The organism is Psychrobacter sp. Ps2 (assembly GCF_022129405.1).
Taxonomy (GTDB): domain Bacteria; phylum Pseudomonadota; class Gammaproteobacteria; order Pseudomonadales; family Moraxellaceae; genus Psychrobacter.
In genome coordinates this window covers 1-20,545 of sequence record NZ_JADQAM010000007.1, presented here as the reverse complement: position 1 = coordinate 20,545, position 20,545 = coordinate 1, and the positions used below count along the sequence as shown (strand labels likewise).

The 20,545-nt window shown below is 40.6% G+C and carries 18 protein-coding genes and 2 pseudogenes; 10 read left to right on the top strand and 10 right to left on the bottom strand.

Annotation, left to right across the window (positions count from 1 at the left end):
- Positions 1-72: 72 nt before the first annotated feature.
- The 5 genes from pqqE to pqqA form a co-directional block, all read right to left on the bottom strand.
- Positions 73-1,233, bottom strand: coding sequence for a pyrroloquinoline quinone biosynthesis protein PqqE (gene pqqE, locus I3254_RS00395; RefSeq protein ID WP_238050447.1), 1,161 nt, complete (start codon positions 1,231-1,233; stop codon positions 73-75).
- Positions 1,230-1,526 carry a pyrroloquinoline quinone biosynthesis peptide chaperone PqqD gene (gene pqqD, locus I3254_RS00390; RefSeq protein WP_238050445.1) on the bottom strand — a complete coding sequence of 99 codons (297 nt, stop codon included), beginning with the start codon at positions 1,524-1,526 and terminating at the stop codon, positions 1,230-1,232. Before pqqD ends, pqqE begins: the two co-directional genes overlap by 4 nt.
- Entirely contained in the window at positions 1,523-2,281 is a 759-nt protein-coding gene (gene pqqC, locus I3254_RS00385; protein WP_165597538.1) for a pyrroloquinoline-quinone synthase PqqC, read from the bottom strand. The genes pqqD and pqqC overlap by 4 nt, the downstream gene beginning before the upstream one ends.
- Positions 2,282-2,323: 42 nt before the next feature.
- Positions 2,324-3,235 (bottom strand): pyrroloquinoline quinone biosynthesis protein PqqB, encoded by a 912-nt coding sequence (gene pqqB / locus I3254_RS00380; protein ID WP_238050443.1) that lies wholly within the window; start codon positions 3,233-3,235, stop codon positions 2,324-2,326.
- Between the two features lie 71 nt (positions 3,236-3,306).
- Complete coding sequence (gene pqqA, locus I3254_RS00375; protein WP_082894360.1) at positions 3,307-3,381, bottom strand: pyrroloquinoline quinone precursor peptide PqqA; 75 nt, start codon at positions 3,379-3,381, stop codon at positions 3,307-3,309.
- 364 nt (positions 3,382-3,745) lie between these two features.
- Between pqqA and I3254_RS00370 the strand changes: the two genes are divergently transcribed.
- Both I3254_RS00370 and I3254_RS00365 read left to right on the top strand, forming a co-directional pair.
- Positions 3,746-3,997, top strand: coding sequence for a hypothetical protein (locus tag I3254_RS00370; protein ID WP_238050441.1), 252 nt, complete (start codon positions 3,746-3,748; stop codon positions 3,995-3,997).
- Between the two features lie 255 nt (positions 3,998-4,252).
- Positions 4,253-4,498 carry a hypothetical protein gene (locus I3254_RS00365; RefSeq protein ID WP_179799379.1) on the top strand — a complete coding sequence of 82 codons (246 nt, stop codon included), beginning with the start codon at positions 4,253-4,255 and terminating at the stop codon, positions 4,496-4,498.
- A gap of 165 nt (positions 4,499-4,663) precedes the next feature.
- Here I3254_RS00365 and I3254_RS00360 read toward each other — a convergent pair whose 3' ends face one another.
- Together I3254_RS00360 and I3254_RS00355 are read right to left on the bottom strand one after the other, a co-directional pair.
- Positions 4,664-5,560, bottom strand: coding sequence for a 3-hydroxyacyl-CoA dehydrogenase (locus I3254_RS00360; protein WP_238050440.1), 897 nt, complete (start codon positions 5,558-5,560; stop codon positions 4,664-4,666).
- Between the two features lie 544 nt (positions 5,561-6,104).
- Positions 6,105-7,010 (bottom strand): LysR family transcriptional regulator, encoded by a 906-nt coding sequence (locus I3254_RS00355; protein ID WP_238050438.1) that lies wholly within the window; start codon positions 7,008-7,010, stop codon positions 6,105-6,107.
- A gap of 266 nt (positions 7,011-7,276) precedes the next feature.
- Between I3254_RS00355 and I3254_RS00350 the strand changes: the two genes are divergently transcribed.
- The 3 genes from I3254_RS00350 to I3254_RS00340 all read left to right on the top strand — a co-directional run bounded on the left by I3254_RS00350 (position 7,277) and on the right by I3254_RS00340 (position 12,772).
- Positions 7,277-8,980: an L-lactate permease gene (locus tag I3254_RS00350; RefSeq protein WP_238050436.1), complete on the top strand. Its 1,704-nt coding sequence runs from the start codon at positions 7,277-7,279 to the stop codon at positions 8,978-8,980.
- Between the two features lie 35 nt (positions 8,981-9,015).
- Positions 9,016-10,788 (top strand): D-lactate dehydrogenase, encoded by a 1,773-nt coding sequence (gene dld / locus I3254_RS00345; RefSeq protein WP_238050434.1) that lies wholly within the window; start codon positions 9,016-9,018, stop codon positions 10,786-10,788.
- A gap of 301 nt (positions 10,789-11,089) precedes the next feature.
- Entirely contained in the window at positions 11,090-12,772 is a 1,683-nt protein-coding gene (locus I3254_RS00340) for an NAD-dependent malic enzyme (protein ID WP_101205849.1), read from the top strand.
- Between the two features lie 417 nt (positions 12,773-13,189).
- On the opposite strand, the gene I3254_RS00335 is transcribed toward I3254_RS00340, so the two are convergent.
- The gene (locus I3254_RS00335; RefSeq protein WP_238050432.1) at positions 13,190-14,449 is read right to left on the bottom strand and encodes a type II toxin-antitoxin system HipA family toxin; all 1,260 of its coding nucleotides are present in this window, start codon (positions 14,447-14,449) and stop codon (positions 13,190-13,192) included.
- An 18-nt stretch (positions 14,450-14,467) separates the two neighbouring features.
- Positions 14,468-14,773: a helix-turn-helix transcriptional regulator gene (locus tag I3254_RS00330; RefSeq protein ID WP_201608378.1), complete on the bottom strand. Its 306-nt coding sequence runs from the start codon at positions 14,771-14,773 to the stop codon at positions 14,468-14,470.
- 418 nt (positions 14,774-15,191) lie between these two features.
- Here I3254_RS00330 and I3254_RS00325 point away from each other — a divergent pair.
- The 5 genes and pseudogenes from I3254_RS00325 to I3254_RS00305 all read left to right on the top strand — a co-directional run bounded on the left by I3254_RS00325 (position 15,192) and on the right by I3254_RS00305 (position 20,131).
- Positions 15,192-16,417 (top strand): annotated as a pseudogene (locus tag I3254_RS00325) (IS3 family transposase).
- 29 nt (positions 16,418-16,446) lie between these two features.
- Positions 16,447-16,845 (top strand): transposase family protein, encoded by a 399-nt coding sequence (locus I3254_RS00320; RefSeq protein ID WP_346015362.1) that lies wholly within the window; start codon positions 16,447-16,449, stop codon positions 16,843-16,845.
- 156 nt (positions 16,846-17,001) lie between these two features.
- Positions 17,002-18,537 carry a PIG-L family deacetylase gene (locus tag I3254_RS00315; RefSeq protein ID WP_238050430.1) on the top strand — a complete coding sequence of 512 codons (1,536 nt, stop codon included), beginning with the start codon at positions 17,002-17,004 and terminating at the stop codon, positions 18,535-18,537.
- Complete coding sequence (locus tag I3254_RS00310) at positions 18,530-19,756, top strand: GNAT family N-acetyltransferase (RefSeq protein ID WP_238050428.1); 1,227 nt, start codon at positions 18,530-18,532, stop codon at positions 19,754-19,756. Before I3254_RS00315 ends, I3254_RS00310 begins: the two co-directional genes overlap by 8 nt.
- 15 nt (positions 19,757-19,771) lie before the next feature.
- Complete coding sequence (locus tag I3254_RS00305; RefSeq protein WP_238050426.1) at positions 19,772-20,131, top strand: hypothetical protein; 360 nt, start codon at positions 19,772-19,774, stop codon at positions 20,129-20,131.
- 14 nt (positions 20,132-20,145) lie between these two features.
- Here I3254_RS00305 and I3254_RS00300 read toward each other — a convergent pair.
- A pseudogene (locus I3254_RS00300) lies at positions 20,146-20,364 on the bottom strand (IS1 family transposase); the annotation flags it as partial.
- Positions 20,365-20,545: the final 181 nt, after the last annotated feature.

The following is a 20,545-nucleotide window of genomic DNA, read 5'->3' as shown; positions in this document are numbered from 1 at the left end:
GCTGAGTAGGTCATCTTTTATATTTCTCTTTGCTTGGTTTAAAAGCATTGTACCTTTTCTATTTTGGACTGACTATACCATACGAGTAGGAATCAATTTGTTTTTATTCAGCTGTTTGTTACTCAGTGATTTAGAATTCTTTGGATTGCGAAAGCGCAACTCTTTAAAAGGTACAGGCGTCTCGCTGTTGATACGTGCCTCCTCAATCAGGTAGTGATAAGGCGATTTGCCACAGACAGGATCGGCATTTTTGGCATCCCCAGTTAGCATAAACGCTTGGCAACGGCAGCCGCCATAATCGCGCTCTTTATCTGGGCAGCTTTGACAGATGTCGGGCATCCAGTCATCCCCGCGAAACTGATTGAAGCTCGCAGACTCATACCAAATATCTGACAGTGGTGTACGTCGTACATTAGGGAACTGTATTGGCATTTGTCTGGCAGCATGGCAAGGTAGGGCTGTACCGTCTGGGGCCACTGTTAAGAAAATCTTGCCCCAGCCATCCATACAGGGCTTTGGACGTTCTTCATAATAATCAGGCACCACAAAAATAAGTTTGCATTTGATACCACGTTCTTCAATCTGCTTACGGTATTCATTGGTAATGCGTTCAGCTCGGACCACTTGCGCTTTGGTTGGTAGCAAACCCTCTATGTTCTCAAACGCCCAACCATAAAACTGACAAATAGCCAGCTCGACCGTGTCGGCTTCCAGCTCTAAGCAGAGGTCAATAATCTGGTCAATCTGATCGATGTTTTGCCGATGAATGACAAAGTTAAGTACCATCGGGTAATCGTACTGTTTGACCAGACGTGACATCTCATATTTTTGCTCAAAGGCATGCTTTGAACCTGCCAAGGCATTGTTGACCGTTGGATCACTGGCTTGAAAGCTAATTTGAATATGCTGAAGACCTGCTTCTTTTAAATGCGCAATCCGAGCTTCGGTCAATCCCATACCCGACGTGATCAAGTTAGTATAAAAACCTTGATTGTGCGCATAAGCGACCAATTCTTCTAAGTCTTGACGAACCAGTGGCTCGCCGCCAGAAAAACCAAGCTGCACCGCGCCCATTTGCCGCGCCTGATCAAATACATCAAACCATTCTTGTGTCGTTAGCTCTTCTTTATACTGAGCATAGTCAATAGGGTTTGAGCAATAAGGGCATTGTAAGGGGCAGCGATAGGTCAGCTCTGCAAGCAGCCATAGCGGTAGCCCGACTGGCGCAGTCATACTAAGTCAATCCAATGTTCACGCTGGGCGACCAGCATATATTCAATGATGTCTTGTTCGATTTCGGGAATATCGCCAAACATAGCTTGCACCTTTTGGATAATATCAGCAATGGATGCTTGACCATCAATATATTGCCCAATGATGCTGGCACTGTCATTGAGCTTAATCATACCCTCAGGATAGAGTAAGACATAGGCGTTTTGCGCAGGCTCAAACTGAAAACGATAACCGTGACGCCATACCGGTACGATGGATTGATCCAGCTCAGGTAAACTAGCAGGTATACTCATTTAAACAATCCTTTATGCCAGACATTGTCAGTGGTAACGCTTTGATAAGGGGCTTGATTATGCACATAGGCCAAGCTCAAGGAATCCAAGATCGTCCATAAGATATCGAGCTTAAATTGTAAGATTTCTAACATACGCTCTTGTTGCTCGGCGGTTTTGAATGAGTCGAGTGTGATGGTCAGACCATGCTCAACATCGCGGCGCGCTTGACTCAAGCGTGAGCGGAAATAGGTATAGCCTTGCTCCTTTATCCAAGGGTAGTGCTTGGGCCAAGACTCTAAACGTGACTGGTGAATCTGCGGGGCAAACAGCTCGGTCAGTGAGCTACTGGCGGCTTCTCGCCATGAGGTGCGCCGCGCAAAGTTCACATAGGCATCCACGGCAAAACGCACACCCGGTAGGACTAGCTCTTCAGAAATCACCTGCTCACGAGTCAAACCAACTGCCTCTGCCAGACCCAACCATGCTTCACGGCCGCCGCCGTCAGGATAGACGCCATCTTGATCAATCATGCGCTGGATCCATTCTTGACGCACGCGCTGATCGGGACAGTTTGCCATAATGGCCGCGTCTTTCAATGGGATATTGATCTGGTAATAAAAACGGTTGGCGACCCACGCTTGGATCTGCTGCTGGGTCGCTTTGCCTTCATGCATCATGATATGAAAGGGATGGTAAATATGATAATACTGACCCTTGGCCATAATCGCTTGTTCAAACGCTTCTGGGCTTAGCGCTGTGTTTTCTTCTTGCATTGTTCTCACCTTACGATTGCTATTTTTGCCTTACCGTTTGTCTTAAAGCTCAATCTGCATACCATCAAATGCTACTTCAACATTATGTTGTTTTAATGTCGCGGCCTGTTCGGATTGTTCGTTCAATATCGGGTTGGTATTATTGATATGGATCAACACCTTACGAGCGTTATCGAGCTGATCTAGATAATGCAATGAGCCATCTTCACCACTAATATGTAAATGGCCCATGTCTTGGCCGGTCTTCGTACCGACGCCGCACTCTTGCATTTCATTGTCCGTCCATAGCGTACCGTCAATCATCACGCAATCAGAGCTTTTCATAATCTGCATCACTTGATCATCAATTTTACCGAGACCTGGCGCATAAAAGAGTTGTTTTTGTGTTTTTAAGTCTTTTACAATCAGGGCAATATTGTCGCCATCATGTGGGTCATTACGATGCGGAGAGTAGGGCGGTGCAGAGCTTCTAATCACCAAAGGCGTCAATTCTAAATTGTCAAATCCTTCAATCTTAAACGTCTTTTCTGGATCAATTTGATTGTATTGCAAACCGCCATTCCAGTGCTTCAACATGTTAAAGAGAGGAAATCCTGTTGTTAGATCTTGATAGACCATGTCAGTACACCAAACAGGCATTGGACAACCTTCACGCAGGGTCAATAGCCCCGTCGTATGGTCAAGCTGACTGTCCATCAAGACCACATTGGTGATGCCTGTATCTCTCAATTGACGTGCTGGCTGTGCTGCCTTGAACTCAAATAATTGTTGGCGGATATCAGGTGACGCGTTGAATAAGATCCAATCCACACCATTTTCTGATATGGCTATCGAAGATTGGGTGCGGGTTTTTGCCTGAATCGTGCCTTGACGGACACCGTGGCAATTATCGCAGTTACAGTTCCACTGCGGGAAACCACCACCAGCAGCTGAGCCTAAAACGTGAATATACATAAATCAATATTTCCAAAAAAATAAAAGCCCTAATCATCTAGGGCTTTTAATGGATTGAGTGCTAATGAGTTTTAGCGTGCTTCGAAATACATAGTAACTTCGAAACCGATACGAATGTCTTGAAAAGCTGGTTTGGTCCACTGCATGGGATTACTCCGGAACTATCTTACTATTTAAGAAGTAAGATTAATAAAGTGAATGAGTGATAAAGGATAGTATAAGCTGCCCCCCGCTGTCAATTTCTTAGATGTTAGTAAAGCGTTAACGAGCATCGATTAAGCAGTCTTTTATAGCATAAATGAAAGCTGTTTTTTCGTGCGAAAAAGACAACATATTGGGCATAAGATTAAAAATACCTTTGAATAGATTGAGCATAAATTATCACTATAAAAAATCTGCTTGAAGTGAGTTAAGCGTATTTCGAGAACTTATGAGTTATACACGTATATTGCAAAAACCGAATTTATCTATAAAGTAATAGATTAACTTGATAGATATTGGAGCCTGAAGATGATTGCTGAATTACAAGGCAGTGAGTTAACCAAAGCAATCTTGGAAAATGTCAGCAACTATGTATGGTGTGCTGTCAGCAACGTTAGCGATGATTATGCTGTAGCAACCATAGATAATGGTTACTACGAATTATTGGTTCCTATTGTAGCTTTCAATAACGACCAGTTCGTTTGTGATAAAGGTGAGCTATGGGAATATGCTGTCTCAGTAAAGAGAGTGGCGCTTACTCAAGATGATGTGGAGCTATAACTTACTATTAATAGAATGACTGTTATACTCTGCATGCAGATTAGTTTTGCAGCCTATGCACGAAAATCTACCATCTGTCTACAACTTCTTGTTCTAGTTGACATTACATCTGTACTATCTATTTATAAGCTCATCTGTCTAGCCACCAATATTTTGCAACGATAGATAAAACAAGTTCGAAGATGCTCAAGTAATTGCTGTTATGAAGCCACTTGTTTAGCTTACTAATCATTGTCATTGAATAGGAGTAACAACATGGATACGGTAATTGTTGGAAGCGAACTAACTCGTTCAATGCTTGAGGACGGTCATCAAAGTATATGGTGTGCTGTAAGTGATGAGAGTGATGAGAATGCTCTAAAAGATCAGGTAGGTAATGACTTCACATCTCGCATTGTGGCTTTTGAAGATGGCCAGTTCTATTGTACGGGCGGTATGCCTTGGAAGTATGCAGTGCCAATTGAGATCGTTGCATTGACGCGATATGACTTTTCTTTTTAGTGAACAAACATAACGTAGATAGGTTTGGATAGTCATCGCCGAAAGTAAACCCTAATATCAAGATATTTAGTTAGATAAAATGCGCGACTGACAAGGCCATTCAAGCGATGCAATATACAGCTTGAATGGCCTTTTGTGTTTTGGAGCCAGTTTGAAAGCTATTTATTATTTTAAAAACTCAGGGCGCATAAAGGCTGGGTTTGGATACGTATAAAATCCTTCACCAGTCGCGAATCCTAGTTTGTTTTGATCGATTAATTGCTCTTTTAAATATTGAGCAGCCTTAAACCTTACAGGGTTTTGAGTTTTTTCAGCAGATAGCTTCGTGATGTTGTAGGCAGTATTGATACCGATAGTATCCAATATGGCAAAGGGACCTGACGGTGCGCCAGTTACTATCATCCACGTTTTATCTATCGTATGTGGATCGGCAACTTCTTTTGCAACCAATTGCAAAGCTGCATCTATAAAAGGCGCCAACAAACTATTCATGATATAGCCGGGTTGCTCCTTATCTAGCGGCATTGCCACCATACCGATGGCAGTAGCAAAAGCAACAACCTCATCAAATACTTTAGGATCTGTCCCAGGATGTCCCATGATTTCGGCGACGTTATGCATCCAAATTTTATTGGCAAAGTGTAGCGCTAAAAACTGCGCAGGTCGTCCCGTTGATTCTGCAAACTGACTAGGAAGCAAGGTAGAGGTATTGGTCGCAAAGATGGTTTTCTCTGGCGCTAGTTTGGCAAGTTTTTCATAAAATTCGATTTTAATTTCAGGAATCTCGGGAATGGCTTCAATCATCAGCTCAGCATCTTTGATTGCTTCTGCTAAGTCTGAGGTGTAGCTGAGATTATCAAAAGCTTTATCCAACTGCTCTTGAGTCGCCATCAAATCCTTTCGAAAAGCCTTGCACATCAATTGAAATTTTGACTTTGCTTTTTCTAAAACCTCATCATTGATGTCATAGACACTGACATTAAAACCATGAAATGCGGCCTGAAAAGCAATTTGATAGCCTAGGATGCCGCTTCCCGCGACAGTTACATTTTTATACGTCATTGTATTTATTTCCTAATAGTAGTGGATATAAGTTGCTAGATAAATGTCTAGAACCTATAGATCTATTATTAGATGGTTTTACCTTATTATTCAACCTGCATTTTTATAAAAACATTAAAGAGAACCTAAAAATATCACTATGCAAGTATCAGATAATTTCATACTACTTGACTTATTGTATTATTAAATAATTCAACAGCTTACTAATAATATTACTAACTTTACACCTAATGATTTTATGATAATTGAAGGCTAATTTCATATCATAACGACATTTTTAACGACTGTTGGTGTCAAAATATTGTCGACGAGGTTGTAAAGGAGGACGTAAGCAGTGATGTACGATGAAAGTCGTATTTAACGCATTAAGTATGCAAGGCAGGCTATTATCCCTATTATTATTCTTACGTATAAATCCGTTGCCACATTCGAAGGTTTACACCTGTATCACGCACCATCTTCCAACTGTGCTTATGTGCGTAAGGATTGCATTATCGAAGAATGCAGCTAGAGTGGACAAGCCTATTGACCTGTCTAAAGGTTATTAGCAGTAGTAAGCCTGTTTTTGATGTAATGATTCTCGCAGATGCGCTACAAGCAGTTTCAACTTTTGGTCCGGTTGCCGTGCCTTGGGGTAAACCGCATACATACCCATTTTCTTTCGTGTAAAGCGCTGCAAAATCTGAGTGAGCGTATTTTGCTGCATTTCTTCATAAACAAGTGCTTGTGGTAAAAAGGCGATACCTAGGTCGCTGAGAGTCGCTTGTTTAATCGCATTAAGATGATTGCTATGAAACCGACCCTGTACAGGAAGCAGTTGCTCCGTGCCATCTATATATAGCGGCCATATACCATTCGCCGTATGATCAAACTTATAGACCAAACACTCATGACTCCGTAATTGTTCAGGGGTTTGAGGTGTACCGTGTCGCTCTAAATAGTCTGGTGTTGCACATATGACCCATTGGCTATCTATAAGGCGTCTTGCAATGAGTGATGAGTCTTCAAGCTCTGCTGTCCTTATCGCCAGATCAAACCCTTCTTCTATCAAATCAACCAGTCGATTGGTAATCTGTAAATCTACTGATATTTCTGGGTGTTGTTTACAGAATTCAGCAATGGATTCGCTCAATATTAGATTTGCAGAGACCGCTGGCATGGTTATACGTATGTTGCCTTTCATGTCCTCACCATAGCCTGTTACGGCATTTTCGGCTTCCTTAAAGGCAAATTTAGCGATTTTAGCTTTGTCATAAAGCGTCCTTCCTGCATCGGTTAAGCTTAACTTTCTGGTTGTCCTATACAGTAGCTGTGCATTTAAGCTTTCTTCTAATCTTGCAATACGTTTGCTTACCACTGAATTCGTTAATGACAGCTTTTCAGCGACCCGAGAAAATGACCCTTCATCAACCACTTGGACGAATAAAACCATATCGTCAGCTTTGCCCATACTTGTTCCCCAATTGGTGTAATACGTTTTAGATTATAGCAAAAAAAGAAAATAACATTGTCCTTTGATGCAATATATCAATGTATCGACAAGGCGTAGAATATTTTAGGGAATTTTGAGCATTTGTTTATTTAACCATTCTATTAACCATGTCACTGACAGAGATTGTCTTCGGCTTCGTCTGACCGACAGCGTGAAGTTATAAAAACAAATGCTTAAATGAAGTTGTTCAAGGAAGATTACACGATAAAAAAAGGACTATGATTTTGAATCAAACAATATATGGACTGTTGGCATTACTGCCAATCGTTCTCTGTGGTATTTTTTTGATAGGCTTGCAATGGTCAGCCAAAAGAACCATGCCAATCGTTCTGGCGGTTACTGCCGCGCTTGCCCTCTTTGTATGGGATATGACGCTTAATCGCGTGTCTTCATCTATTATTCAGGGAATGGTCATTACCGTCTCAGTATTGTGGATCGTATTTGGGGCTATTTTTTTACTGAATACGTTGAAGCATACTGGTGCCATTGCTGTTATCCGTGCTGGGTTTACCAATGTATCGCCAGATAGGCGGGTGCAAGCCATTATTATTGCTTGGTGCTTTGGTTGCTTTCTTGAAGGAGCTGCTGGCTTTGGTACAGCGGCTGCTATTGCCGCGCCTTTACTGGTCGCGATAGGCTTTCCAGCGCTGGGTGCTGTGCTGATGGGAATGATGATACAAAGTACGCCTGTATCGTTTGGGGCAGTCGGTACGCCTATCGTTATTGGAGTAAACAAGGGGTTAGATACAGTAGCCATTAGCGCCCAACTGGCACAACAAGGACTAGAGTGGGGCGATTTTTTACAACTAATTACCAGCCAAGTAGCCATTATGCACGGTGTCATTGGTACATTTATGCCACTTTTTATGGTGATGATGCTCACGCGTTTTTTTGGTAAAAATAAAAGCTGGAGAGAAGGCTTCGCTATTTGGCCATTTGCTATTTTTGCGGGTTTAGCATTCACAGTCCCTTATACCCTAACAGGTATTTTTTTAGGGCCAGAGTTTCCATCATTGGTCGGCGGTTTGGTCAGTATCACTATCGTTGTTAATGCGGCAAAACATGGATTTTTAGTACCAAAAACCACATGGGATTTTGAACCGAAAAAAAGCTGGCCAAGTGAATGGCTTGGTAAGCTAGTGGTCAGCAAAGAAGACATCACTCCTGCGTTGAGTGATAAAAAGATGTCCACGGTCATGGCATGGTTCCCTTATTTATTGGTTGCCCTTTTATTGGTGTGTTCTAGAGTATTAACAGGCTTTCAGTCTTTGCTGAACAGCGCGACAGTAGACCTAACCTCGATTTTAAGTGAGGTAGATATCAGTGCCAGCTTTAGTCCTTTATACTTACCAGGCGGCTTGTTATTAATCAGCGCCTTGGTTGCTGCCGCTTTTCAAACGAATAAACCTGCCAGTGCACTAAACAATGCATTTAAAGAATCAGGCAAAACTGTACTAGGGGCCGGATTTGTCCTTATTTTCACGATTCCAATGGTTAGGATTTTTATTAATTCAGGCGTAAACTTATCAGATGTGGCGAGTATGCCTGTCGCCAGTGCAGAGTTGTTTGCGGGTACTTTTGGTAGTGTTTTCCCTCTGATTAGTGCAACCATTGGTGCGTTAGGTGCTTTTATCGCGGGGTCTAATACCGTATCCAACATGATGTTTAGCCAATTCCAATACGAAGCCGCCATGAGCTTACATATTTCACCTTCTCTAATTATCGCGGCTCAAGCAGTTGGTGCCGCTGCTGGTAATATGATTGCAGTACATAATGTTGTGGCTGCATCGGCAACGGTAGGCCTACTCGGTATGGAGGGCGCCACACTTAGACGTACTATTTTACCTACCATCTATTATGTGTTGTTCTGCGGGATTATCGTCATGGCTGCCATTTACCTCTTTGGTTTTCAAGGGCCTTTAGCATAATAAGTGACACACAATCACCAAATAAAGAGCGTCATATGCCGTCATTAAATAGAGCTTCATCAAACCTTTTCTCATCAAATATAGCGCATCAAGACCAAGACACACTCCGTCCTGAGCAAGTGTTAGATAAACTAACCCATTTACTGGGAGCTAGCAATGTACAGGCTGATCCAGGAAAAAACGAACACTATAGAATGGGGTGGCGTTCTGGCGGCGGCAATGCTTTGGCTGTTTTGTTTCCACAAACACTGCTGGAGATTTGGCGTAGTCTAGAAATATGTGTGGAAGGCGACTGCATTATTATCATGCAAGCAGCAAAAACAGGGCTGACGGAAGGCTCAACCCCGAGCGGTAATGACTACGATAGACCAGTGGTTGTGATCAATACCCTTGCAATGAATCAGTTGTATTTGGTGAATGATAACGAGCAAGTGATTAGCTTACCTGGCGCCACGTTGCACCAATTGCAAAGTCAGCTTAAAGCCGTAAATAGAGCGCCTCACTCGGTCATCGGTTCATCGACGTTGGGTGCGTCAATTATTGGCGGTGTTTCTAACAATTCAGGTGGGGCTCTGGTGAAAAGAGGTCCTGCTTATACCGAGCTTGCTTTGTTTGCCCAAATAGACAAGCACGGTCAGCTAGTATTAGTTAATCACCTAGACGTAGAGTTAGGAGATACTCCAGAAGAAATACTCACTAACTTACAAACAGGTAATTTCGATAAAAGAGAACTACCTGACACTGGCAAGCTCGCATCTGACAAAGAGTACATCGCTAGAGTAAAAGATGTTGATGCAAGCACACCAAGCCGCTTTAATGCGGATAAGCGAAGACTGTATGAAGCAAGCGGCTGTGCTGGCAAGCTGGCGGTATTTGCAGTACGTCTTGACACTTATCCAACGGCTGTAAAAGAGAAAACCTTTTATATAGGCACTAATAGTGTGAGTGAGCTTGCACAGCTCAGAAGGCAAATGTTATCGAGCTTCGATAATATCCCTGAAGTGGGTGAGTATATGCATCGTGATATATTTGATGTATCTGCTAAGTATGGTAAGGACACGTTCCTGAGTATTAAGCATCTCGGTACCAATGCCTTACCTAGATTGTTTTCTATCAAAGGTGCTATGGATGCAAAATTCCATAAATGGTCATGGATGCCAAAGCATTTCACTGACAAAGTCATGCAGTTCATCGCCAATATATTTCCAAAGCATTTACCGAAACGAATGCTAGAGTATCGCGACCAATATGAACATCATTTAATCTTAAAAATGAGTGATGATGGCATAGCAGAAGCACAGAATTTTCTTGAGGCGTTCTTTGCCGTGTCAGACACAGGTAACTATTTTGAATGTAGTCAAGAAGAATCAGAAAGCGCCTTTTTACATCGCTTTGCCGCTGCAGGTGCTGCATTACGTTATGAAGTCATACATGAAAAAGAAGTCGGCGATATATTGGCATTGGATATTGCCATACCACGTAACGAATTAGAATGGCTCGAAACGCTACCTGAAGACATTGAACAACACTTAGAGAAGAAACTCTATTATGGACACTTCTTTTGTTATGTATTTCATCAAGACTATATTCTGAAGAAGGGTAGTGATGCACATCTTGTTAAAAAGATGATGTTAGAGCTACTGAGCGCACGTGGAGCCAAATATCCTGCTGAGCATAATGTCGGACACCTATACGAAGCGGAACCTGATTTGCAGAACTTTTATGCAAGCCTAGACCCAACCAATACCTTTAATCCGGGTATTGGTAAAATGTCGAAAACCAAACGCAATTGCTCGTGTTGTTTATAATTGAACTCTATAACTGATATTTAAAACTGGCCATGGGCTGATTATTTATTAGTAGCTAAGTAGTTCAGTGCTTGTCTATTATAAATGCTCAATACACCCTCAGAAGCACTGCCGATTGGTAGTGCTTTTTTATTGTTTCTCGGTAAATGTATCAGCAGTCACGAGTTCAGAAGCACATTTATTCAAAATGATTTTGTTATCTATTGTTAAATACCAGTCGATGCTATGTATAATGCAGCACTAGCATAGCTTTCACTCAGTATGGCTTTCACTCATATGCCTTTAATAAGAAGATTACATTATGTCAAATAAGCGTCCTTTATATATTCCTGTTGCTGGACCCGCTCTTTTAGAGACACCTTTATTGAATAAAGGTAGTGCTTTTTCATCAGAAGAACGTAGTAGCTTTAATTTAACGGGGCTATTACCTCATAATATTGAAACGATTGAGGAGCAATCATTACGTGCTTATCATCAACTAAGCTCATTCACTGATGCGATGGATAAGCATATTTACTTGCGTAACATCCAAGATACCAATGAAACCTTATTTCATCATCTAATTGAGCAGCATATCGAAGAAGTCATGCCGCTCATTTATACCCCAACCGTTGGTCAGGCGTGTGAAAAATTCTCGCAAATCTATCGTCGTAAACGGGGTTTGTTTATCTCATATCCTGAGCGTCACAAAATTGACGACATGCTACAAAATGCCACCAAACAAAACGTCAAAGTGATCGTTGTTACTGACGGTGAACGTATCTTGGGCCTAGGGGATCAGGGTATTGGCGGTATGGGCATTCCAATCGGTAAGTTGTCTTTATACACGGCTTGTGGTGGTATTAGCCCAGCCTACTGTCTACCTATTTTGCTGGATGTCGGCACCAATAACCAACAGTTGCTTGATGATCCTATGTATATGGGCTGGAGAAATCCGCGCATCTCTGGCGATGAATATAATGAATTTGTGGACTTATTTATTCAAGCCGTTAAGCGCCGTTGGCCAGAAGTGTTATTGCAATTTGAAGATTTTGCTCAGGAAAACGCGACACCATTATTGAATAAATATCGTGATCAGCTATGCTGCTTTAATGATGATATTCAAGGGACTGCTGCGGTATCGGTTGGTACTCTGATTGCAGCGTGTCTAAATAAAGGTCAAAAACTTAGCCAACAGAATATCGCATTTTTAGGCGCAGGATCTGCAGGTTGCGGTATTGCTGAGCATATTATTCGCCAAATGCAACGTGAAGGATTGACTGAAGAGCAAGCTCGTAGTCAAGTATTCATGGTCGATCGCTATGGCCTGCTAACAGATGGCATGACAGAGCTGCAAAAATTCCAAGAACCGTTAGTACAAAAAGAATCAGCTATTGCAAGCTGGGACAAAAGTAAGAAGCTTGGTTTAGCGCAAGTGGTTAAACAAGCAAAAATCACCGTATTATTTGGTGTTAGCGGACAAAAAGGTCTGTTCACCCAAGAAGTGATCGAATCGCTATGTGCTAATACTGAGCACCCAATTGTACTACCACTTTCAAATCCAACGTCTCGTGTGGAGGCAACACCGCAAGAAGTCATGAATTGGAGTAAAGGTAAGGCCATTGTTGCGACGGGTAGTCCATTTCCTCATACCACTTATAACGGTCAGTCTTTTGAGGTTTCTCAGTGTAATAACAGCTATATTTTCCCTGGTATTGGTCTAGGTGTTTTAGCAGCACGTGCGACAGGTATCAGCGATAATATGCTAACGGCAGCAAGCCAAGCCCTTGCAGATATATCCATGGAATACGAAAAAGCACCTGGTGCCATCTTACCGCCGATCAAGGTTATTAGAGAGATCAGTGAAAAGATAGCGTATGCAGTGGCATTACAAGCGGCTCAAGATAAGCTAGCACTACCTATCACATCGGAGAATTTACAACGCCGATTAAAAGCGAACTTTTGGTTACCTGAATATCGTAACTATCGCCGTACTTCTTTCTAAGTTAGAGATTAGATAGTTAGCTATTATCGATATTGCAAACACCATAAAAAATCACCTTAACTTGAAAAGTTAGGGTGATTTTTTTATCTATGCATTAATATAAAACTATAGGGTCTGTATGGTCGCTTGTTTTGGTGGTGAGTTAGTCAACGCCTTGATAATTTCAGATATTTTAAAGGTATTCTAAGAAGTGTTAGTCGATACCTTTATCATTAAGGTATGGAAGGTTAGGGTGTATTATAGACACGCAATAAAAAACCCTTGCAGCGTATGGCTTACAAGGGTTTAATTGGTACTACTCATATCTTAACTGGTGCGCCCACCACGCAACGCCTAACTTAGCATAACCCTTTATTATTAAGGGATAAGGTAGTTAAGTATTTATTTTTAACAACAAATTTAACAACTTCTTAAGGTCTATTGATTTGCCATCCGATTGAGATTGGCTTTTATATCATGAATGACCTGATTTGATAATTCTTTCTCAATGTTATGATCTTTAATAACAGTCAAAAAGTCCTCAGCAACTGATGCTACCTGATCAATAATAGCTTGTGCCTTGTTTTGCTTAATATCAGCAAGTTTAGCCAACTTTAATAAGTGAGATCGGGTAGGGTATTGAGCTTCACCAGTCACATCCATCTGATGATAACCATTCATACCTGAGTTATAAGCGAGATCATAGACAGGCGACAATGACCACCTGCCAGCCTTGTCCATCATAAAAGAGAAGTTTTTGCTATGATCGTCTTTATTGTTAAAGATGACATTAAATACAGCATGTCTAAAACCCTCTTCTACAGCAACTTGTGATTGGGTCAACATACGCACGCAGCGTAAATACTGCAGATAATCTAGTGATGGGATGCGAAAGTCAATATCTAACAAACCCGCCAGTGTATGAGTATGAACGCGTTGATTGCCCATGCGGTCAAAACGCTCAACCCCAAAAGCAGCATGTTGTTCACCGATATCAAAATAATGATGCGCAGGCATGTTTAGGCCTGCTTGCTTAGCCCTATCAGCATAAAGTGACTCTAATAGACAAACGCTTTTATGCTCAGATTGGGCAGGGAACTTAATCAGCCACGGCGTTGCGGATGGCTGTTCGCTTGTTAAGTCCGTAGCAATAAACTCGGTTGCCTCATCATATAGGACAAGTGCTTTTGGTCTTGCACCTTGTGGTGAGCCGCCGATAACGATGAGCTCAGCCAGTATGTTGCTATCTTGTCCGGATAAAATCGATTGATTGGCAGCGGCCAGTTTGGCTAAAGTAAAATCATTAATATCGATATCAGCGGCCGATAAATCTTGTTGTGGCTCAAAACTAAGTGCTCCCATTGCTGAATTACCAATATAAGCGAGGCGATCTAAAACATTGATTGACGTAGCATGAGACATTGTTTTTCGAAAGAATCTATCCATTAGCAGCATTCCCCAACCATCAGGCAAGCTGTCTGATAATAATCCGCATAAGTAATGGCTTGACGCATGAGCACCATAGTAAGGTTCTGATCGTAATGGCATCTCAATTGGTGACAGCTCCAGTCCATCAGCCAGCCACGCCGCATCATAGCCAAAGGTAGGGCGTCGTCCATCCATCGTTAATTTACCGATAAGACGTTTGTCTCCGAATCCTTGGTAGTAAATATTGACAATTGATATCGGTTGATACATTGAAATGGCTACCTTATATCAGCTTTTGTTTGAGGCGCGCAAGCGTGGATTTTGTTTAGCGATAACATCTTCTATATTGGTAGGTACTACATCAAATAATTCAGAAAAGTGATTTACCATGCCAAGAGCCATAGCGAGCCTGATTATATTGTCTAGTGTACCGCCCTGACCAGACTCAATACGAGCAACAGTACTGATGCCAGTACCAGCCTTATCTGCTAAAGCGGCTTGCGTTAAGTTTAATGCCAGTCGCTGCGTTTTTAAGCGTTCACCTAAAATCTCGGAAATCTCACTTGGCGTATAAAAATCAAATCTTATGTTCATAATATAATAAATCATATAAGAGTGTTAAAATACTATTTTAGCACTTAGTAGTTCAAATATGAATGCTTGTTTTTCTGAAATAAATAATTAACAAAAAATATTTGTAATCAAACCCCGATATTAATAGCGTCCCCTAAGAAAATTCAATTTCATACCCCCGCCCTCTACACTATATAAATAATAGCATATAGAGCTTTTCCAGTTTGTCAGAATAAGATTGTTCCATGGCATATGCAAATATTGATGATATTTTAAAAACCATAATCTAGTATCGATTTGAATGTTGAGCATAGCTCGACTATAAAATTGACTACATCAGTGTATTTATACGGACTCTAATGCTTGCTGGCAAGTGAGCTATGCTGAAAAAACTGTAGAACCAAACTTGGTAAACTAACGACTCAATGAGGAGTTTATCATGACTAAGAAAATCAGAACCTATAGTGCAGCATTCAAAGCTGAAGCCGTTAAAAAGATAGCAGATAATAAGGGCAATGTTTCAGCGACTGCAAAGCAGCTTGGCATCGCCATGCAGACATTATCTAACTGGCAAAACAAAGCTGATAAAGGCCAGCTTATTGGTACTAAAGAATATGATCCTGAGCTCATGGCTATACTAGAAGAGAATAAACGTCTTAAACGTGATCTCAAAGTTGCTCAGGAAGAGAGAGATATTCTAAATGAGGAAGGATAAAGCGAAGCACTGCTTCGCCCGGACGCAAGATGAGAGCTATGCTCGAATGAGGCCACGGCGTACTTCGCGAAGCACAGCTAGTAAAGTACGCTTTTATCAAAGACAATCAGCAGATATTTAGCATCACACCTATGTGCCGTGTATTAAAGGTTAAATCATCAAGTTACTATGACTGGTCAAGTCGTGACATTAGTGATCAGCAGATACATCGTAATCACTGCGAGCTACTAGTCAAAGCCGCTCATACTGAAACATATGAGCGTTATGGTGTAGATCGTCTACATGCGCATCTAAGTGATCAAGGCCATGACATCAGTCCCTACATGGTTAGAAGTATTAAAGAGGAACACGGCATCAAGTGCCGTCGTCATAAGCGCTTTAAAGTCACTACTGATTCCAATCACAATAAACTGGTCTATGACAACGTGCTGAATCAGCAGTTTGACGCCAAGCGTCCCAATGAGTCTTGGGTCAGCGATATTACTTATATCTGGACAAACGAAGGTTGGCTGTACTTAGCTGGAGTCAAAGACTTATACACTAAAGAGCTTGTCGGCTACGCTATTAACAAGCGCATGACCGCAGATTTAGTATGTCGTGCGCTTAACATGGCAATTAAGAATAAACGCCCAAGCAAGGGACTAATTGTGCATTCTGATAGAGGCAGCCAGTATTGCAGTCACGCCTACCACAAGACCATTAAGCAGCATCAATTCATAGGCTCAATGAGCGGCAAAGGCAACTGTTTCGATAACGCTCCGATAGAAAGCTTCTGGGGCGTATTAAAGAATGAGTTGGTATATCATCAAGACTATAAAACAAGGTTCACAGCCATCAATGATATTATCAGTTATATCGAGCTGTACTACAATCAGACGAGGATTCAAAAGGGTTTGGGCTATCAATCGCCAAGACAGGTGTGGTTTGATTATTATCGTCAAGCTGCGTAACTAAAATCTCCCAAGTTTAATTCTACGGGATTGACGGCAGGGGTCATATCGTTCATTGGCAAACCGGTTTGATACTTGATGTGCAAACCTGTAAAGGGTCAATCCACGATTTTAAGCTGTATAAAGATACTTGTCCTGATTGGTTACCTGAGAACACTAACTATCTAGCAGACAGTGGTTATCAAGGGTTAGCAAAGCTACATAACCAAACTTTCACACCATTTAAGAAACCTCGTGGTGGTCAGTTATTGGAGATATGCAAACAGGCCAATCACTATCTGGCAAAGTTCCGTATTGTGGTTGAGCACAAAATAGGCTTAATCAAGTTGTTTAAAATCGTGGCTCATAAATATCGCAACCGTCGTCAGCGCTATGATCTTAGAATGAAGCTATTTGCTGGTATCATTAATTCCGAGCTTAAATTATGACTTTTGCAAGAGGTCTACTATTACCGTATTTAAACGATGCATAAAATACACCATCATCTCTTTTTTTCCAATAGACCTTTAGCCTATTTACCTTTATTATTTAGATAACAATTGTAAGATACAATTGTTATCTAAATAATAAAATAGGAAGAGCGTATGTTGCCTGAGTCATTTTTAATTCCTTATTCAGTTACAGATGTTCCCTCGGGAAGTTTTCTAGTTTTTGCTCCTCATCCTGATGATGAAATATTTTCTATGGGAGGTACCTTAATTCAGGCATCCAATCGTGGACAGTCTATTACTATCGTTTACATGACAAATGGTGAGCTAGGAGGTAACGCTGATATAAGAATAGCTGAGGCAGTTTCAGTATGTAAATCTATTAACGCTGAACCAGTTTTTTTAAATATCGCAGATCGATCAGTAAAAGCGAATAAAAGTTTATTTCAACAAATAAAAAAACTTATTATAGAGTTAAAGCCCGCCAATGTCTTCTTTCCTTCACCACAGGAATTTCATGTAGATCATAGAGCTACCTCAGTTTCTGTCTGGATAGGGCTGCAAGAAGCTAAATTTTCTGGAGAAGCTTATTGTTACGAAGTAAGCCGTCAATGTGATTGTAATACTCTGATAGACATAACGTCACTTATAGAAGCTAAAGAAAGACTATGTAACCTATACACATCTCAGCTCACTGAAAATAATTATATTGAAGTAGTTAAAGGTATTAATAAAGCCCGTACTTATACGCTTTCATCTGAGACTGCATACGCAGAAGGGTTTTTGAAAATCAACAATATTTATCGGAATCAGAAAAAGTTCTTCAAAGACCTCCATGAAGATGTTTTTCTTAATACATTACCAAATGATAGCCCCATAATTTCCTATCTAGTCCGTACTAAAAATCGTCCTGAACTTTTAAAGCGCTGTTTGATCAGTTTAGTTAATCAAGCTTATAAAGCAAACTTAGACATTGTCGTCGTCAATGATGGCGGAGAGAATATCGATGAAATATGTGCTCCCTTTAGAAATAAATTCCATCGTTTAAAGCAGGTTGATATACCAAAATCGATAGGACGTTCAGGTGCTGCTAATACTGCACTTATCAACGCTAAAGGCAATTTCATTAATTTCTTAGATGATGACGATGAGATAGATAGCGTGCATACTCAGGTTTTTTTGAACCATTGGCGTAGAAATAATGATATAGAGGTGCTTTATCGTGGCGTTAGAGTTTTGAACGATGATGGGGATTTAATAAGACTTTATAACGAACCTTATAATATAGGTAGAATGATATTTAATAACTTTATTCCTATCCACGCAGTAACCTTTACAAGAAAATTTATTGATATTGGTTGTCGTTTTGACGAAAACTTAAAATCTATGGAAGATTGGGATTTTTGGATTCAACTTTCACGTCTTACAGACTTTTACCATGTTCCTAGAGTGACTGCCTCTTATCATTTAGTAGGATCGTCTGCCGCATCTCCACATATGAGCAAAATTTATGATAATCATGGCTATGTCAGCTTAGTACGAGAAAAATGGCTGCCTAAATGGTCTGCTGTTGAACTAGACAGAATGATTCGATTCTTAGAACATCAAAATGAGAAACGTTTAGACGCTGAAATTGATAGTATTCGTCAATCTTTGACACGCACTCTTACGAGTGAGAAAAGCGATGAATGAAATATTGCTTCTAACTGACCACGAATGGCTTGATGATTATAGTGATAAAAAATACCGTTTTATTTTTTTAACACTCAATTCTACACAAGTTTCTACTATAAATTTATTTATGCTGGCAGCATCACGCCTATCTTATCATGGTGAATTTATTATTAGAATAAACTATGAAAGCACCTATCATGATATCGAAAAATGGGCAAAAGCATTTGATTTTTCAATTATAGATAGTAGTACAAGCCAAAACTCTCTAAGACATATATCACAATCGCAGCGGTATATTTTTCGCTTTGATGGTCAGCCAACTAAACCCGGTTATGAAATAGCGCTTGCTAATGAATTTACTGAAAGCTGCATTGATCTATTTAAGAATGTTTTTGGCACACCTATCTCTCAAGAGTTTTGGAACTGGAAGTATCCAAAAGACAGAGCGGTTTCGTCTGTAGTGGCACTACGAAATAATGAGGTAGTTGCACATTATGGTTCATGTGATAGAAGTGGAATCTACAATAATAGGTCTTTTGGGTTAATTCAAGCATGCGATGTCATGGTAGCACCGACTGACCGCGGAGCAATATCATCGAGTGTCTTTTTTGAACTTGCAAAACTCGGTGAAAAGACTTTTTATGCTAAAGACTCTGCTGTTTTAGTCGCATACGGGTTTCCACACGGTCGTCATTATAAACTAGGCGCTAGACTTAAATTATATACACCCGTTAGCCCTATCTTTGAAGTGATTTTTGATATACCTGACACGGTAGAGGATGCTTCTGCTCTAGATATTAATTGTATCTATTCTAAATCAGATGTTTCTTCAGCCTTGAAGTTCATGTATTCACTAAAAGACACATTAATCCTTGATAGAGATTATCAGTATTTGTTAAAGCGCTATATCTATCACCCAGAGTTTGAATATAAGGTTTATTGGTTCGCAGAATGTTTGTTCATAATCAGACCCTTAAATGGTAAACTCTTTTTGATGGATTACTGGGGAGATTTAACGAAATATTCACATAATCTTAACTTATTCACTAATGCTTTATCCACTGTATATCCCGGATACCATCTGCACTTATGGTGCTTGGAGGATATCTCAACATCATTTATTGATTACAAAGAAATCAAAAACACTGGCGCTGTTTTCGTTTTTAAAAAATATAGCTCTGAGCTACCAGATTTTAAAAGATGGTGGATTATGATGGGTGATACAGAGTTCTTATAAGAAAGGAGTTTTATTTTGCTTAAAATATATACCTATCACCCTTCTAGAATAAGTAATGAACTATCTGCTATTGTTCAAAATGCCGTTTTACCTGGACTAAAAACAGGTTTAGAAAAGCTTGGCATAGATTATGATTACCAACCTAATAAACCTATTGCTAACGGTGATAAAGTATTGGTGATGTCAGATCACTTGTTATGGCGAGAATTGATAGAAACTAAGCGCAATGATACCAATTTTACCTTATTAGCTGGACCTATCTTTGAAATTGAAGATACCCACAGGCATGGTTTAGAGCACTTAATAAATACAGATGGAATACCGAATCCATTTTTGATATTGAATCGATTAGATAGTGTTTTGGTGGTGTTCTAAAAAGTATGCTGGCATCAGACGTAGCCATAATTGACATAAAAGAACACCAGATCGAATACTTTAAAGTGATTATCAAGCTTTTTTGAGAAGCAACAAGTCTTTCTAATCGCCCGACGCAATCGGTGTCTAAGACGGCAGTTATTACCTTCTATACCTACCGTATGCTGTTTGCCAATTCGTTTGTTATCACTTTTAAAGGCGGTTATAAAACTGTCCCAGTTGTCCATGCTAATCGAGCCATAGCTGACTGAACCGCCCCGGGATTGTCGGAGACTCAATTTTCTGAGAGAATATGACAATGAAAACACGAAACTATACCCCTGAAATGCAAGAGCGAGCCGTCCGTATGCTGATTGCAGCTAAAGACGATTACCCATCCACCTGGTCAGCCATCAAAGCCATAGCGCCAAAGAT

Excerpts from the sequence above, each read along its gene's own strand:
- pqqE (WP_238050447.1), bottom strand. The coding sequence starts at position 1,233 with ATGACTGCGCCAGTCGGGCTACCGCTATGGCTGCTTGCAGAGCTGACC.
- pqqD (WP_238050445.1), bottom strand. The coding sequence starts at position 1,526 with ATGAGTATACCTGCTAGTTTACCTGAGCTGGATCAATCCATCGTACCG.
- pqqC (WP_165597538.1), bottom strand. The coding sequence starts at position 2,281 with ATGCAAGAAGAAAACACAGCGCTAAGCCCAGAAGCGTTTGAACAAGCG.
- pqqB (WP_238050443.1), bottom strand. The coding sequence starts at position 3,235 with ATGTATATTCACGTTTTAGGCTCAGCTGCTGGTGGTGGTTTCCCGCAG.
- I3254_RS00370 (WP_238050441.1), top strand. The coding sequence starts at position 3,746 with ATGATTGCTGAATTACAAGGCAGTGAGTTAACCAAAGCAATCTTGGAA.
- I3254_RS00365 (WP_179799379.1), top strand. The coding sequence starts at position 4,253 with ATGGATACGGTAATTGTTGGAAGCGAACTAACTCGTTCAATGCTTGAG.
- I3254_RS00360 (WP_238050440.1), bottom strand. The coding sequence starts at position 5,560 with ATGACGTATAAAAATGTAACTGTCGCGGGAAGCGGCATCCTAGGCTAT.
- I3254_RS00355 (WP_238050438.1), bottom strand. The coding sequence starts at position 7,010 with ATGGGCAAAGCTGACGATATGGTTTTATTCGTCCAAGTGGTTGATGAA.
- dld (WP_238050434.1), top strand. The coding sequence starts at position 9,016 with ATGCCGTCATTAAATAGAGCTTCATCAAACCTTTTCTCATCAAATATA.
- I3254_RS00340 (WP_101205849.1), top strand. The coding sequence starts at position 11,090 with ATGTCAAATAAGCGTCCTTTATATATTCCTGTTGCTGGACCCGCTCTT.
- I3254_RS00335 (WP_238050432.1), bottom strand. The coding sequence starts at position 14,449 with ATGTATCAACCGATATCAATTGTCAATATTTACTACCAAGGATTCGGA.
- I3254_RS00330 (WP_201608378.1), bottom strand. The coding sequence starts at position 14,773 with ATGAACATAAGATTTGATTTTTATACGCCAAGTGAGATTTCCGAGATT.
- I3254_RS00315 (WP_238050430.1), top strand. The coding sequence starts at position 17,002 with ATGTTGCCTGAGTCATTTTTAATTCCTTATTCAGTTACAGATGTTCCC.
- I3254_RS00310 (WP_238050428.1), top strand. The coding sequence starts at position 18,530 with ATGAATGAAATATTGCTTCTAACTGACCACGAATGGCTTGATGATTAT.